Consider the following 14,634-nt stretch of genomic DNA (forward strand, 5'->3'; position numbering starts at 1 on the left):
TTTCGCTGAGATCCATTCCTCTCCCTTTCGGCCGCCGCTCCGCTGTCGAAAGGGAGGTCGCACGCATATTCATCGGTTTGGAATGGATCCCGGATAAAGTCCGGGATGACGAAACTGATGGGGTTGGCGCTTGGTGCATTGAAGCGCTGAGCGCCTCTGCCGCCAAGCTCTACGGCTTTGCCCCTGTAGGCTCGGTGGCCCTACTGCTCCTGGCTCTGCGGCTCCTTCGGTTCCCCGCAGGATGCCAGCCGGGCACCCCTCAGCCCGCTACCGCCGCGGTCTTGGCCTCCACCCACAGCGCCTCCATCTCGTCGAGCGTCGCCGCCTCGAGGCTGCCGCCGGTTGCCGTCACCCGGCGCTCGATATGATCGAAGCGCGTGCGGAATTTTCGGACGCAGCGGCGGAGGGCCTTTTCCGGGTCGACGCCGTGGAAGCGGGCGAGGTTGACGAGGGTGAAGAGGAGGTCGCCGAACTCGTCCTCCATCGCGTCGGTATCGCCTTGCGCCAGGGCGGCGTCGAATTCGGAGAGTTCCTCCTCGATCTTGGCGTGGATCGGCTCGGCGGCGTCCCAGTCGAAGCCGACGCGGGCCGCCTTTTCCTGCACCTTCAGGGCCAAGGTTAGCGCGGGAAAGGCCGAGGGCACGCTGTCGAGCAGCAGCGGCGCACGGGCCGTCGTCGCCGTGCCCGACCAGTCGCGGACGGTGCCGCCGGCGGCCGCCAGGGCCGCCTTGCGGGCGGCTTTCTCGGCCCGTTCCTCGCCCTTGATCCGCTCCCACTGGCCCTTGGCGGAGCGGGCGCTGCGGGCGACGGCGTCGCCGAAGACGTGCGGATGGCGCCGGATCATCTTGGTGGTGATGCCCTCGACGATATCCTCGAAGCTGAACAGGCCAGCCTCCTCGGCAAGCTCGGCGTGGTAGACGACCTGCAGCAGGAGATCGCCGAGTTCCTCCTTGAGGTCCTCGGAATCGCGCCGCTCGATCGCATCGGAGACCTCGTAGGCCTCCTCGATCGTGTAGGGCGCGATGGTTTCGAAGGACTGCTCGATGTCCCAGGGGCAGCCGTCCACGGGATCGCGCAGCGCCCGCATGATCTCGATCAGTCTCGTGACGTCGCGCGCTGGCTGCATGGGATCTCCGAAAGCTCTTGCCAACGAAGCTCTGTCATAGAATCGCTCGGGATCGAAGCCCGGATCGGTTCGCGTCGGACGACCCGGTGGTCTTCCTTTTCCACCGGGCTTGATGCCATGGGCGTGCTGCCGCCCTATACCCGGAGCACCCCGGCGTTCTGGTCCCGGCGGCAAGCCTAGTTGGCGGCGTCGCGACCAAGCTCTGGCAGCAAGATCACGTGACACCCTTGGGAGAGCAGACGGACATGGGACAATCGGAAGGCATGGTGGCCGCGGTCATCGGCGGCGCAAGCGGCGTCAGCGACTGGATGCTTCTCCAGCTGGCGTTTCAGGTGCCGGCGAGGGTCGTCTGAGATGGCGTCCAGTGAGAAGGGTACGCGGGTTCTCGTCACCGGCGCCGGCGGCGGCCTTGGCCGCAAGCTGATCGCCCATTTGCTGGAGACCGGATGGTGCGCTGGCGTCTGCGCCGTCGATCTCGTCCCGCCGACCGATATCGGCGATGCCCGGGTGCAGCCGGTCGCAGCCGATCTCCTCGACCGCAGCGGGCCTTGGGTCGCCGCCATGGCGGAATGCCATGCCGTGGTGCACTTCGCGGCACAGAACCCGCACACCGATGCAAGCTGGGCGGATGCCGCGGCCTCGATGGACATGACGCTGTCGGTGTTCGACGCGGCGGCGGCGGCCGGTGTCCGGCGCATCGTCTTCGCCTCCTCGAACCATGTGATGGGCGGCTACAAGGACGAACCGCTGGCGCGGGCCGATGCAGGGTTCCTGACGTCCGATCTGCCACCGGCCGTCGGGACACGCTGGGAGACCGGCGGCGGCTGGATGGATTCGACGCCCTATGCCACCGCCAAGCTCGCGGGCGAGCGGGCGCTCGTCGCCGTCGCGGCGCGCACACCGGCGCTGACGGGCGTTGCGGTGCGGATCGGCTGGGTGCTGCCTGGCGAGAACCGGCCCGAGGGCATCAGCCTGTCCGGCGACGTCGCCTTTACCGCGGCGAGCGAGCCGGAGGACGCCGACGGTCGGCGCGACCTCAAATGGTACCGAAACATGTGGCTGTCGAACCGCGACTTCGCCGCGTTGTTCGAGGCTGCGATCCGGGCACCGGCGGAAGGCTGGCCGGCACGATCGATCACCGTCAACGGCACATCTGACAACCGCGGCATGGGCTGGAATCTGATGACGGCGCGAAATCTCCTCGGCTATCGGCCTGCCGACGATCTCTACGCCGCGCTGGGGATGTGAGAGGAGCGTCTCGGGGCATCCGTCCATTCGGATGCGCCGTTGGTGCCAGGATGGCGGGACAGGGAATTGGACCTCTCTGTTCTGCCGTTGACCTGAACTGTCCCAGCGAGAACCCGCGTAGGGGACATCGTGAACCACGGCGCCTGTGGACCTGCCCGTTTCCGTCAATCCAAAAGTTGCATAAGATAGATTATGGAACAATCTTGATCGCATTGGGGTGGGGTCGGGGTGAGATACGCTGTTGGCCAGAGCCGAACAGCGCGTCTCCCTTCTCCGTTCTCCCATCTGCGTCGCTGGTTGGGCTGGCTGACGGGTGCCGCGGCGGCGGACACTCTGCAGTGCCAAGAGTAAGATACCGCACCGAACGTTTCGCTGGGCCGTTACGGACGTGGCGATCACCAACGGGTGACGGCGGTTTTCATTCGTCCGCCGCCGCACCAGCTAGGGCCCATGAGAGAGCCCGCATCCCCGTCCCATTCGACCCTGTCGCTGTTCCTGACCGCGTGCCTTTCAGCGACAGCTGTGACGATCCTGCCGACGACCGTGCGCGCCACGCCGGTGCGGGTCGAGGCTGGCCTCAACACGCAGCTCGCCGGTGCGGTCGAGACGGCGCGGCAGCTGAAGCCGCTGAATACGCTGCAGGTGTCGTTCGCCGGCAAGGTTCTGGTCGACAAAGGTTTTCGCGGTCATCGGACCGGCGCGCCGACCAACATCAAGTCGGCGTCGAAGTCGGTGGTCTCGGCGCTGGTCGGCATCGCCATCGACAAGAAGCTGCTGACCGGTACGGACCAGAGGATCGCGCCGCTCCTGAAGGACAAGCTGCCCCGCAACGCCGATCCGCGTCTCGGCACGGTGACGATCGGCCATCTCCTGTCGATGCAGGCCGGCCTCGAGCGGACGTCGGGACCGAATTATGGCGCCTGGATTTCCAGTCGGGACTGGGTCCGTGCAGCGCTCGCCGCGCCGTTCGTCGACGAGCCCGGCGGTGCGATGCTCTACTCGACGGGATCGACGCATCTCCTGTCCGCGATCCTCACCCGCGTCAGCGGCAGGAGCACGCTCGCCTTGGCCCGCGACTGGCTCGGCAAGCCGGCTGGCGTCGTGATCACGGCGTGGGACCGGGACCCGCAAGGCATCTATCTCGGCGGTAACCAGATGGCGATGACGCCGACATCGCTGCTGGCTTTCGGCGAGCTCTACCGCAATGGCGGCCGAAACCTTGCTGGCGCGCAGGTCATTCCGGCCGCCTGGATCGCGCAGTCGTGGGAGCCGCGCACGCGGTCGCGGTTCTCCGGCGAGGAATACGGCTATGGCTGGTTCACCGCCGACTTCGGCGGCCATACCGGTCACTACGGCTGGGGCTATGGCGGCCAGATGATCTACGTCGTTCCCGACCTCGCCTTGACCGTCGCCATCAACTCGGACGAGACCGCACCGTCCGCCCGGACCGGCTACAAGGAAGACCTGCACCGGCTGGTCTCGGAGCAGATCGTTCCGGTCGTCGAGGCCGCCAGGGATGCGCCGAAGCCGGAAGGCTAGATCTCGCGACCCGTTCTTCGAGCGCCGCCGCCTTGCAGCGCCGCTTCCCGCCCACTGATCTCCGGAGATACTCCCCGATAAAGCATTACGTCCTCGCTCTCCCGCTTGCCGCTTTCCTTGCCGCGACGCCCGGTACCGCGTCCGCCGATGCGCTGCTGTCGGACTTCGCCTATCCCCATGCCGTCGAGCGGTTCGACTTCGTTTCGCAAGGCCAGGCGATGACGATGGCCTACATGGACGTCGCGCCCGCATCGCCAAACGGCCAGACGGTCGTCCTGCTGCACGGCAAGAATTTCTGCGGCGCGACGTTCGAGGCCCAGATCGAGGCGCTGAACGCTGCCGGGTACCGCGTGATCGCGCCGGACCAGATCGGTTTCTGCAAGTCCTCCAAGCCGATGGGCTACCAGTACGGCTTCCACCAGCTGGCCGCCAACACGCATGCGCTGCTGGCCCGGCTCAACGTCGAGAAGCCGGTCATCCTCGGCCATTCCATGGGCGGCATGCTCGCGGCACGCTATGCGCTGATGTATGGCGAGGACATTGGCGGGCTGGTGCTGGTGAACCCGATCGGCCTCGAGGACTGGCGGGCCAAGGGCGTTCCCGAGATCACCGTGGACGCGCTGTTTGCCGAGGAGAAGCGCAGCGATGCGGCCTCGATGAAGGCCTATCAGCAAGCAACCTATTATGCCGGCACGTGGAAGCCGGGCTATGATCGCTGGGTCGACATGCTGGCTTCTATGTATGCAGGCGATGGCGGCGAGATCGTCGCTTGGGCCCAGGCGCTGACGTCGGACATGGTGTTCAACCAGCCGGTCGTGCACGAGTTCGGCCAGATCGACGTCCCGACCGCCCTGCTGATCGGCGAGAAGGACAACACGGCCATCGGCAAGAACCGGGCCAGCGATGCCCTGAAGGCTACTCTCGGCGACTACAAGCTGCTCGGGGCAGCAGCGGCTGCGGCCATTCCCGGCGCAACGCTGGTGACATTTGCAGACCTTGGACACTCGCCGCAGGTACAGGCCCCCGAGCGCTTCAACGCAGCGTTGCTGGAGGTCCTGAAAGGCTGGAATAAGACGCGCTGAAGCCCGGTCTGACGCGATTGTGACCTGACGGGTCCAAGCGAAGTCAGCTACCTCCGTCCGCGACAATGTTGCACACCCTTCGCGGCGAATCCGCGGGGGCTGCGCAGCCGACGATAGGACGAGACGCTGTATCACGCCTGTGCCACCTCTTCGACGATGCCCCATCGGCGGGTCCGTACATCTGCATGGAAGACGGCGATCAGCCTGTCCGCGATCGCCGGGCTCGCCGTGCTCGGCGGGTGCTCGGGTGAGCAGTCGACCTTCAACGCGGCGGGCACGGAAGCCAGCAGCGTCCTGATGCTGTTCTGGGTCCTGCTGGCCGGTGCGACGTTGATCTGGCTGATCGTCGTCGGGATCTCGGTCTACGTGACGAAGGTCAAGCCCGGCCGCCACAGCGACCGGGCCGGCGTGCGCCTGATCGTCTGGGGCGGCTGCATCTTTCCCGTGGTGACGCTCGGCGCCCTGCTATATTTCGGCCTGGGGATGATGCCAGGCCTGCGCGGCAAAGCCGACGGTCCGATCATCGCCGTTTCCGGCGAGCGGTTCTGGTGGCGTGTGAATTACGGGGTCGAGGGGACGCCGGGCGTCGCCAAGTCGCTGCCGAAGGGCGGCGTCGAGAGCGCCAACGAGCTCTATTTGCCTGTCGGCAAGCGCTCGGAGATCCTGATCGGCAGCCCCGATGTGATCCACTCCTTCTGGGTGCCATCGATCGCCGGCAAGACCGATGCGATCCCGGGCCGCGTCAACCGGCTGGTGCTCGAGCCGACGCGGCTCGGCGTCTACAACGGCGTCTGCGCTGAATTCTGCGGCGAGGCGCATGCGCAGATGGGGTTCCGGGTCGTCGTCGTCTCCGAGGCCGACTACGCCGCGCGGGTGGCCGCGGAAGCCCAGCCGGCCGTGGTCCTCGATCATCCCGGTCGGCCGCTGTTCATGCAGAACGGCTGCGATGCCTGCCATGCCGTGCGCGGAACGGAGGCGAACGGTGCGGTTGGGCCCGACCTCACCCATCTCGGCAGCCGCAAGACGCTGGGGGCCGGTCTGTTGCCGGTGACGGCGGAGAACATTTCGCGCTTCGTGCGTGAGACCAACCATACCAAGCCCGGCGTCGAAATGCCGGCCTTCAGCACCCTGTCCGAGGCCGATGCCGCGGCGATCGCCGCCTGGCTCGGAGACCTTACATGAGCGACGCCAAGAAGGCCGCCGTCGGCTCCGGACTGCCGGACACAGAAGCAGACCTCCGTCGCCGGAAGGCGCAGGAGGAACGGCTCGAGAAGACCTGGGACTCGCCGAAAGGCTGGCGCTACTGGTCCGACGTCAACAATACCGAGATCGGCATCTGGTACACCGCGACGGCCTTCGCCTTCATGCTGTTCGCCGGCGTACTCGGGCTGATGATCCGCGTCCAGCTCGCGGTCCCCGACAACGACTTCCTGACCGCCGCCTTCTACAACCAGGTCTACACGCTGCACGGCACGGCGATGATGTTCCTGTTCGCCGTTCCGATCTTCGAGGCGGTGGCGATCATCATCCTGCCGCAGATGCTGGGCGCGCGCGACCTCCCCTTCCCGCGGCTCTCGGCCTTCGGCTACTGGTGCTTCCTGATCGGCGGCATCTTCGTCTGCGGCTCGCTGTTCTTCAACTCGGCGCCGAATTCCGGCTGGTTCATGTACCCGCCGCTAACCACCGAGGAGCGGTTCACGCCCGGCTACGGCGCCGACATCTGGCTGCTCGGCCTCTCCTTCATCGAGATCGCCTCGATCGCGGCAGCCGTCGAGCTGATCGTCGGCACGCTGAAGTGCAGGCCGCCCGGCATGCGGCTCAACCTGATGCCGCTCTACGGCTGGTATGTGCTGGTCGTCGCGACGATGATCCTCTTCGCCTTCCCGCCGCTGATCGCCGGCGACATCCTGTTCGAGCTGGAGCGGCTGTTCGACTGGCCGTTCTTCGATCCATCGCGCGGCGGCGATCCGATGCTGTGGCAGCACCTGTTCTGGATTTTCGGCCACCCCGAGGTCTACATCGTCTTCCTGCCGGCCATCGCGTTGCTGGCGATGATCGTGCCGACGTTCGCGCAGCGCTCGCTGCTCGGCTATTCCTGGATCGTGCTGGCCGCCGTCGGCACCGGCTTCCTGTCGTTCGGCCTGTGGGTTCACCACATGTTCACGACGGGCCTGCCGGGCATTTCGCTCGGCTTCTTCTCCGCCGCCTCCGAGGCGGTGGCGATCCCGACGGGCGTCCAGATCTTCGTCTTCCTCGCCACGCTGATGACCGGCCGGGTGATCTACTCGATCCCGATGCTCTTCGTCTCCGGCGCGCTGGCGATCTTCGTCCTCGGCGGGCTGACCGGCGTGATGGTGGCGCTCGCACCATTCGACTGGCAGGCGCACGACACCTATTTCATCGTCGGGCACCTTCACTACGTGCTGATCGGTGGCATGCTGTTTCCGCTGGTGGCCGGGGCCTACTACTACTTCCCGCTGGCCTTCGGTCGCCAGCTGTCGGCTAAGCTCGGGCGCTGGGCGTTCTGGCTGATGTTCGTCGGCTTCAATACCGCCTTCCTGCCGATGCACTGGTCGGGACTGGTGGGAATGCCGCGAAGGGTCTGGACCTATCCGGAAGCCCTCGGGCTCGGCACTGCCAACATGATCTCCTCGATCGGCGCCTTCATCTTCGCCGCCGGCTTCCTGGTCGTGGTGTTCGACGTGCTGAGGCCGCGGGGCAAGGAGCCCTATGCCAAGCGCAACCCCTGGAATGCCGGAACGCTGGAATGGCTGGGGGAAATGCCGGGCAAGCCCTGGGGCGTGCGCTCGGTGCCGATCATCACCACGCGCTATCCGATCTGGGAGCAGGAGAACTTCGTCGCCGACTACGATGCCGGCCGCTTCTACATGCCGGACGCCGAGGAGATGAAGCGCGAGACGATGGTGACGGGCGTTCTCGACGCCGAGCCGATCCAGGTGCTGCGCGTGCCCGGCCCGAGCTTCATGCCGATGATCGCCGCGGTCGTCACCGGCGCGATGTTCATTCTCGCCACCTTCCACTACTGGACGGCGACGCTGATCACCCTCGGCCTCAGCATCGCCTCGATCATCGTCTGGCTCTGGCGCGGTACCTCCTTCATCCCGGAGAAGCCAGAGAAGGATGTCGGGCTCGGCCTGACGCTGCCGCTCTACGCCTCCGGTCCGGCCTCGGCGTCCTGGTGGGCGATGTTCATCACCATGACCGGCGACGCCACCGCCTTCTTCAGCCTGGTTTTCGGCTACTTCTTCTTCTTCACAATCCACACCGACTTCCCGCCGACCGGCGTCGAGGGGCCGGGGTTGCTCTGGCCTGCCGTCTCCCTGGTGCTGTTCGCGCTCGCCTGGGGCGCGGCGCGGATCGCCCTCCCCCTCAACCGCTCCGGCCGGGTCGCAGCGGCACGGCTTGCCATGGCGGGAGGCGGCTTCCTGGCGATCGCGGCGGGCGGCGCGCTGCTCTGGGCGCCCTATGCGACGGGCCTCGAGCCGAGCGTCCACGTCTATCCCGCGATCGTCTGGACGCTCTGCATCTGGACGGCGGTGCATGCCGCGGTCGGCGCCTTGATGCTGTTCTACTGCCTCGCCCGCTCGCTGCGCGGACTGCTGACCCCGGTCTATGACATCGATATCCACAACGTCGCGCTCTACTGGCACTTCATGGGCGTCACCGCCTTGGTCACGCTGGCGACGATCGCCCTCTTCCCGCTGGCCGCGGGAGGCAACTGATGGACCTCAAGAACCAGACCCGGGACACGCTGTGGACGCTGATCGCAACGCCTACGATCTGGGCGCTGCATTTCCTGTTCTGCTACGTCGTCGCGGCCTCTCAATGTGCGCCGAATAGCCAGGTCTTCGAGACGATCGGCGAGAGCCGACTGGCGATCGCCGGCGTGACGCTGGTGTCGCTCGGGTTCATCGCGCTGATCGGCTTTCGCGCCCACCGCGAATGGCGGCAGAACGAGGGAAGCTTTCCGCACAGCGAGGACACGGCAGAGGACCGCGAGCGGTTCATGGAGTTTTCCAGCCTGCTTCTGGCGGCGCTGTCCTTCATCTCCGTGATCTTCGTCGCGCTGCCGGCGCTGGTCTTCGTGGATTGCCGGTGACCCCGGTCCGCGCAACCGCCGCCGCTGGCATCGTCGCCCCCGGCGGCGTATCTGGCGCCCTTCGTCTCTGGCCCTTGTTCCTGGGCCTCGCACTGTTGGCGGCGCTCTGGCTCGGGCCCTTGCCCGAGCGCTCGCGCGGCTCGTTCGCGGCGCACATGGTGGTGCACATGGGGATCGTCGCGGTCGCGGCGCCGCTGCTGGTGCTCGGCCTGTCGCGCCTCTGGCCGGGGGCGCTGAAGGGCGTCCCGCCGAAACTGGCACTCGCCGCCTCGTTTGCCGAATTCGCGCTGGTCTGGGGCTGGCATGCGCCGGCGCTGCACAATGCCGCGCGGGTCTCGACGCCGCTCTTCCTCGCCGAACAGGCGTCGTTCCTCGGCGCCGGGCTGTTTGTCTGGATGACGGCGCTCGGCGCCGCCTCGGGACCGCATCGCCTGGCGGCCCGCGCCGCCGGCGTCGCCGCGCTGCTGGTGACCTCGATGCACATGACGCTGCTCGGCGCCTTGCTGCTGTTCGCGCCCCGTCCGCTCTACGCCTGCGCCGATCTCTGTGCGCCGGCGGCGTCGATGACGCCGCTGCAGGACCAGGCGCTGGGCGGGGTGATCATGCTGCTGGTGGGCGGCGCGAGCTACCTTGCCGGCGGCCTGTCCCTCCTTGCCACCGTCCTGCGCGGACCCAGCGGGGCCGAACCCTCCGCAGCCTATGCCGGCGTTGCATCGCCCAGCCGCCCGGGAGCCGGTGCATGAAGATCGCTTTCACGCTCACCTGGAAGAAGCTCGTCGCGCTGGCAGCCGCGGGCGTGCTCGGAGCGCTGGTGGTCGGCTGGTCCGGCTTCGTCTCCATCGCCGCCTCGTCGGGCCATTTTGCGCCGGTCAGTTGGTTCCTGCACTGGACCATGCGCAACGCCGTGGTGACGCAGGCGACAGGGATCGAGGTCCCCTCCGACATCGACCTCGACGACCCCGCCCTCGTCCAGCGCGCCGCCGGACACTTCGCCACCGACTGCGCCTTCTGTCACGGCGCACCGGGTGTCGAGCAATCGCCGGTGACGCAGGCGATGATGCCGCCGCCGCCGAGGCTGGAGCGGCAGGTCGGCCGCTGGCGCGACCGAGAGCTGTTCTGGATCGGCCAGCACGGGATCAAGTACTCCGGCATGCCGGCCTGGGTCACGCAGGAACGTCCGGACGAGGTCTGGGCGATGGTCGCCTTCCTGCGCGCCCTCCCCGCGCTGTCGCCCGGGCAGTTTGCCGACATGGCCCTCGGCGGTTCGGCGCCCCGCCCGATGCCGCGTCCCGGCGACGCCGTTTCGGCGCTGGCCGACTGCGCGCGCTGCCATGGCGAAAGCGGCCGCGGAGCTGCGGATGCCGCGGGTCCCGCGGCCGGCGCAGTGCCGATCATCGCCTGGCAGCCGGAGGCCTACCTCCTCGCCACCTTGCGTTCCTTCGCCAGCGGCACCCGCCACAGTGGCTACATGCAGGGACCGGCCAAGCGCTACGACGACGCCGTTCTCGCCGAGCTTGCCCGGCATTACGCCGCGCAGCCCGCGGGAGGCCCGGAGGGTGGAATCGTCGCGGCGGGAATCGAAACCTCGGCAGCGCTGCCGGCGCCTGCCGAGCCGGGCTCGGCGCTGGCCCGCACGCGAACGGCGCTGGCCAGGACCGTGCCGGACGCAGCTGCCTATGGCGCTCCGTACGACCAGGCCGGGCTCGTCGACCTCGGTCGTCGCATCGCGATGGAGGGACTGCCAGAACGCAAGCTTCCCTCCTGCGACAGCTGCCACGGCCGCGGCGCAGAAGCGGCGCGCTATCCCTATCTGGCGGGTCAGCCGGCGTGGTACACCGCGACCCATCTCGAGCTCTGGCGCGACGACAAGCGCGGCGGGACTGCCGACGCGCATCTGATGGACAAGATCGCCATCCACCTGACGGACGAGCAGATTGCGGCGGTTTCCGCCTGGTATGCCTCGCTGCCGGCTGGACGGTAGGCTCGGCGCTTCTTCGGACGGTCGTGCCTCACCGGGCTGACGCTGACGGCGTTGGAGGCAGCTCTCGTCATAACTGAACCAGCCGGCCGCCGCGCAGCCGGAGCGTCCTGTCGACGGTGCCGTCCGGCAGCGCCGCATGGGTGGCGAGGATCACGGTGCGGCCGGCGGTCGCCGGGCCGAGGTCCCTGAAGAAGGCGAGCTCGGTCTCGCGGTCGAGACCGCTGGTCGGCTCGTCGAGGGCGATGATGGCGGCCGGGGACAGCAGCGTCCGCGCGAGGCAGAGGCGCCGTGCCTGCCCTGCCGACAGCGTCTTGCCGGCCTCGCCGAGCAGCGTGTCGAGCCCGCCCGGAAGGCTGCGCACGAACGTGTCCAGCCGCGCACGCTCGAGTGATTCCCACAAAGCGCCCTCTCCGGCATCGGCCCGGCCGATCTGCAGGTTGTCGCGGATGCTGCCGATGAACACCGGGGCGTTCTGCTCGAGGAGCGCGACGCGGGTGTGCAGCGCTGCCTGCGCCGTGCGGCGAATGTCGCAGCCCGCGACGAGCACCGATCCCTTCTGCGGATCGGCCAGCCGGAGGAGCAGCGCCAGAAGCGTCGACTTGCCGCTGCCGCTCTCGCCGACGATGGCGACGCGGCTGCCGGCCTCGACGCTGAGGCAGAGCCCATCGAGCACCGGTCTGTCCGGATCATGGCCATAGACGACGCCGACGAAGGCGAAGCCGGCGCCCGGCGGGAGCGGCTGCGGCGCTGCCTCGTCCTGCACGGCGGGCACGGCGGTGCCAAGCGCCCGGAGCCTTTCGGCCGCGGCCGCCGCGATAGCGAGCTGGCCGATGCTGCGCACGATCGATGCTGGCGCCTCGAAGCTGCCGAGCACCGCCAGCAGCAGGCCGACCAGCAGCGGCCCGCCGATCGCACCGTCGCGGAGCGCGTCGATGCCGGCGAAGAGGACGCCGAGCAAGGCGATGGCCGCAAGGAGCTGCACCGCGACGGCGGCAGCGGCCGAAGCGCCGGCGAGCCTTCGCCGCGCCACCCCCATGCGCCGTGCCGCCGCGCCGAGCCCGGCCTCGGCCTCGGCGAGGCGACCGAAAGCGAGGAGATCGGCGTGGCCCTCGATTCCGTCGAGAACACAGCAGCGTGCCTCGGCCGAGGCGGCGATCGCTTGCGCCCCGACCTTTCGGCCGGCGGCGACGAGGAGGGCGGGCACCAGCACGGCTGCTGCCGTCGTGCTGGCGGCGTAGACCATGCCGGCGACGGGCAGAAAGGCGAAGAGCACGCAGGCGAGCCCGGCGCCGAGCACCAGTCCCGTCACCATCGGCCCGACGGCGACGAGGAAGGCGCTGTCGAGGGCGTCGACGTCGGCGGTGAGGCGCGAGACCCGATCGCCGTGGCGCAGGCCGCGCACGTCCGACAGCCCTTCCGGCAACAGCCCTGCGAACAGCCAGGCCCGGATGTCGGCCAGCACCCGAAGGGTCGCGTCGTGCCCGATCAGCTTCTCGCCGTAGCGGGACGAGATCCGCAGGAGCGAAAGGCCACGGATCGCCGAGGACGGCCCGAACAGGTTGAAGGCGGCGGCGGCCGTCGTCAGGGCCGCGCCAGTGAGGAACCAGCCGGAAATGCCGAGGAGTGCCGCGCCCGCGGCGAGGGTCGCGAGCGACAGCAGAAGGGCTGCGAGAAATCGCGGGGCATGGCGCTGGAACAGCGGGCGGAAGAACCAGAGCGCACTCATGCCGCGCCCTCCAGCAGGCCGGTCGTGTCCACTGTCGGCTCGGGAAACAGGCGGCCCTCGGCAAGACGGACCGCGCGGTGCATCCGGCGGGCGACTGCGGCGGAATGGGTGGCGACGATCATCGTGCGCCCGGCCGCGAACGTCGCCAGTCCGCCGAGAACATCCGCCTCGGTCTCCGCATCGAGATGGGCGGTCGGTTCGTCGAGGAGGATCAGCCCGGGCTGCCGGAGGTAGAGGCGGGCCAGCGCGACGCGGTGCGCCTCCCCGCCGGACAGGCCCAGACCACCCTCCCCCACCGGCGTGTAGAGGCCCAGCGGCAGCTTCTCGGCAAAGCCGAGGACGCCGGCCCGCCGGGCAGCGGCGCGGACCTCCACCATGCCGGCTTCCCTTGCGCCGAGGCGGATGTTGTCGGCGATGGTGCCGTGGAACAGCCGCGGCCGCTGACCGATGAAGGCGACGCGCGCCCGGAACGCCGTCTCGTCGAGGTCGGCCGGCGCCACGCCGTCGATCCGGATCGTGCCCTCGGATTCTCGCAGGCGAGCGATCGCCTCCAGCAAGGTGGACTTGCCGCTGCCGCTCGGGCCGAGGACGGCGAGGTGCAGCCCGGCGGGGACGGTGAGATCGGCCGAGTGCAGCACGGTCCGGCCGCTGCCGGGCGTGCGCAAGGTAAGGCCGCTGATCTCCAGCGCCGCGCCGCCGCCCCGGCGGGAAGGTGCCAGCGCCACCGCGTTCCCGGCGACCGGCCGGGCTGAGGTTCCGATCGCCGGCAAGGCGCCAAGATGGGTGGCGATCTCGGCGACGGCCGCCTTGGCGCGGGCCCGGTCGTGATAGTGCGCGGCAAGGAGGCGGAGCGGCTGGTAGACCTCCGGCGCCATCAGAAGGCAGAACAGCCCGGCCTCGAGGCTAAGCGGCGCGACCCTGAGGTCGACGAAGCCGAGATAGCTGAGCCCGACATAGAGCGCGACGCCGGCAACGCCGAGGGCGGCGAAGAACTCGAGTACCGCCGAGGACAGGAAGGCGATCCTGAGGACGCCGAGCGTGCGCTGGCGCAACGCGTCGGTCGCCTCGCGCATCGCCGCGGCCTCGATCGCGGTCCGGCCGAACAGTTTCAGCGTGACGAGGCCGCGGAGCCGGTCGGCGAAATAGCCGGAGAGCCGCGTCAGGGCGCCGGCCTGCGCGTCGGTCGCCGCCTGGGCTCCCCATCCGACGAGGGCCATAAACAGCGGGATGAGCGGTGCGGTGAGAAGGAAGAGCAGGCCGACGAAGGCATCGACCGGCAGGACGACGGCGGCGAAGGCGAGCGGCAGCACGGAGGCCTGCACCATGGCCGGAAGATAGCGCGCGAAGAAGCCGTCGAGCGCCTCGACCTGATCGATGATCGCCGCCGACAGGGCGCCGGAGGAGCGCGCCGCCGTCCAGTCAGGACGTCGCGCCAGGAGCTCGGCGAAGAGGCTTTCGCGCACCGCCAGCTTGATGCGTTCGCTGGCCGCGATGCCCGCCCGCTCGGCGGCAAAGGCGAGCAGCGCGCGCGCCGCGAGAAGTCCGCCAATGCCGGCGATCGCGGGCAGCAGCGTCGCCAACGGGGCGTTGCCGACGATCGCGCGATCGAGCACGGAGGCGAGCAGCATCGCCTGCCCCATCAGCGCGACGCCGCCGGCGAGCGGGGCGGCCATGGCCAGCGTCAGCGCGAAGCCGCCCTGGCGCCGCAGGCCCATCATCCAGGCGGTCTCGGCCTTCGCCGCGGCGCGCCGGTGTTCATCTGTCGGATCATCCATGCCGGGAGGGTTAGCGCGATGCCCGGCGACCGGCCTT

11 protein-coding genes are annotated in these 14,634 nt (G+C 68.8%); 8 read left to right on the top strand and 3 right to left on the bottom strand.

Features of this window, described 5'->3' with window-relative positions; all coding sequences use genetic code 11:
- Positions 1-259: 259 nt before the first annotated feature.
- Positions 260-1,126: a nucleoside triphosphate pyrophosphohydrolase gene (gene mazG, locus ACZL02_RS05770; RefSeq protein ID WP_472937636.1), complete on the bottom strand. Its 867-nt coding sequence runs from the start codon at positions 1,124-1,126 to the stop codon at positions 260-262.
- 354 nt (positions 1,127-1,480) lie between these two features.
- Between mazG and ACZL02_RS05775 the strand changes: the two genes are divergently transcribed.
- From ACZL02_RS05775 to ACZL02_RS05810, 8 genes are all read left to right on the top strand, one after another.
- The gene (locus tag ACZL02_RS05775) at positions 1,481-2,374 is read left to right on the top strand and encodes an NAD-dependent epimerase/dehydratase family protein (RefSeq protein ID WP_472937637.1); all 894 of its coding nucleotides are present in this window, start codon (positions 1,481-1,483) and stop codon (positions 2,372-2,374) included.
- Between the two features lie 450 nt (positions 2,375-2,824).
- Complete coding sequence (locus ACZL02_RS05780) at positions 2,825-3,913, top strand: serine hydrolase domain-containing protein (protein WP_472937638.1); 1,089 nt, start codon at positions 2,825-2,827, stop codon at positions 3,911-3,913.
- 77 nt (positions 3,914-3,990) lie between these two features.
- A complete protein-coding gene (locus ACZL02_RS05785; protein ID WP_472938139.1) occupies positions 3,991-4,995 on the top strand; it encodes an alpha/beta fold hydrolase in 1,005 nt (334 codons plus the stop codon).
- Between the two features lie 156 nt (positions 4,996-5,151).
- Positions 5,152-6,177, top strand: coding sequence for a cytochrome c oxidase subunit II (locus ACZL02_RS05790; protein ID WP_472937639.1), 1,026 nt, complete (start codon positions 5,152-5,154; stop codon positions 6,175-6,177).
- The gene (ctaD, locus tag ACZL02_RS05795) at positions 6,174-8,738 is read left to right on the top strand and encodes a cytochrome c oxidase subunit I (protein ID WP_472937641.1); all 2,565 of its coding nucleotides are present in this window, start codon (positions 6,174-6,176) and stop codon (positions 8,736-8,738) included. Before ACZL02_RS05790 ends, ctaD begins: the two co-directional genes overlap by 4 nt.
- Complete coding sequence (locus tag ACZL02_RS05800; protein ID WP_472937642.1) at positions 8,738-9,115, top strand: hypothetical protein; 378 nt, start codon at positions 8,738-8,740, stop codon at positions 9,113-9,115. Before ctaD ends, ACZL02_RS05800 begins: the two co-directional genes overlap by 1 nt.
- A complete protein-coding gene (locus ACZL02_RS05805; protein ID WP_472937643.1) occupies positions 9,112-9,858 on the top strand; it encodes a cytochrome c oxidase assembly protein in 747 nt (248 codons plus the stop codon). The genes ACZL02_RS05800 and ACZL02_RS05805 overlap by 4 nt, the downstream gene beginning before the upstream one ends.
- Positions 9,855-11,096, top strand: a complete 1,242-nt coding sequence (locus tag ACZL02_RS05810; protein WP_472937644.1) for a c-type cytochrome — start codon at positions 9,855-9,857, stop codon at positions 11,094-11,096. The genes ACZL02_RS05805 and ACZL02_RS05810 overlap by 4 nt, the downstream gene beginning before the upstream one ends.
- Positions 11,097-11,163: 67 nt before the next feature.
- On the opposite strand, the gene cydC is transcribed toward ACZL02_RS05810, so the two are convergent.
- Together cydC and cydD are read right to left on the bottom strand one after the other, a co-directional pair.
- Positions 11,164-12,822 carry a thiol reductant ABC exporter subunit CydC gene (cydC, locus tag ACZL02_RS05815; protein ID WP_472937646.1) on the bottom strand — a complete coding sequence of 553 codons (1,659 nt, stop codon included), beginning with the start codon at positions 12,820-12,822 and terminating at the stop codon, positions 11,164-11,166.
- The gene (gene cydD, locus ACZL02_RS05820; protein ID WP_472937647.1) at positions 12,819-14,597 is read right to left on the bottom strand and encodes a thiol reductant ABC exporter subunit CydD; all 1,779 of its coding nucleotides are present in this window, start codon (positions 14,595-14,597) and stop codon (positions 12,819-12,821) included. Before cydD ends, cydC begins: the two co-directional genes overlap by 4 nt.
- Positions 14,598-14,634 lie beyond the last annotated feature (37 nt).

This window comes from Mesocryomonas fontinalis, from assembly GCF_055730125.2.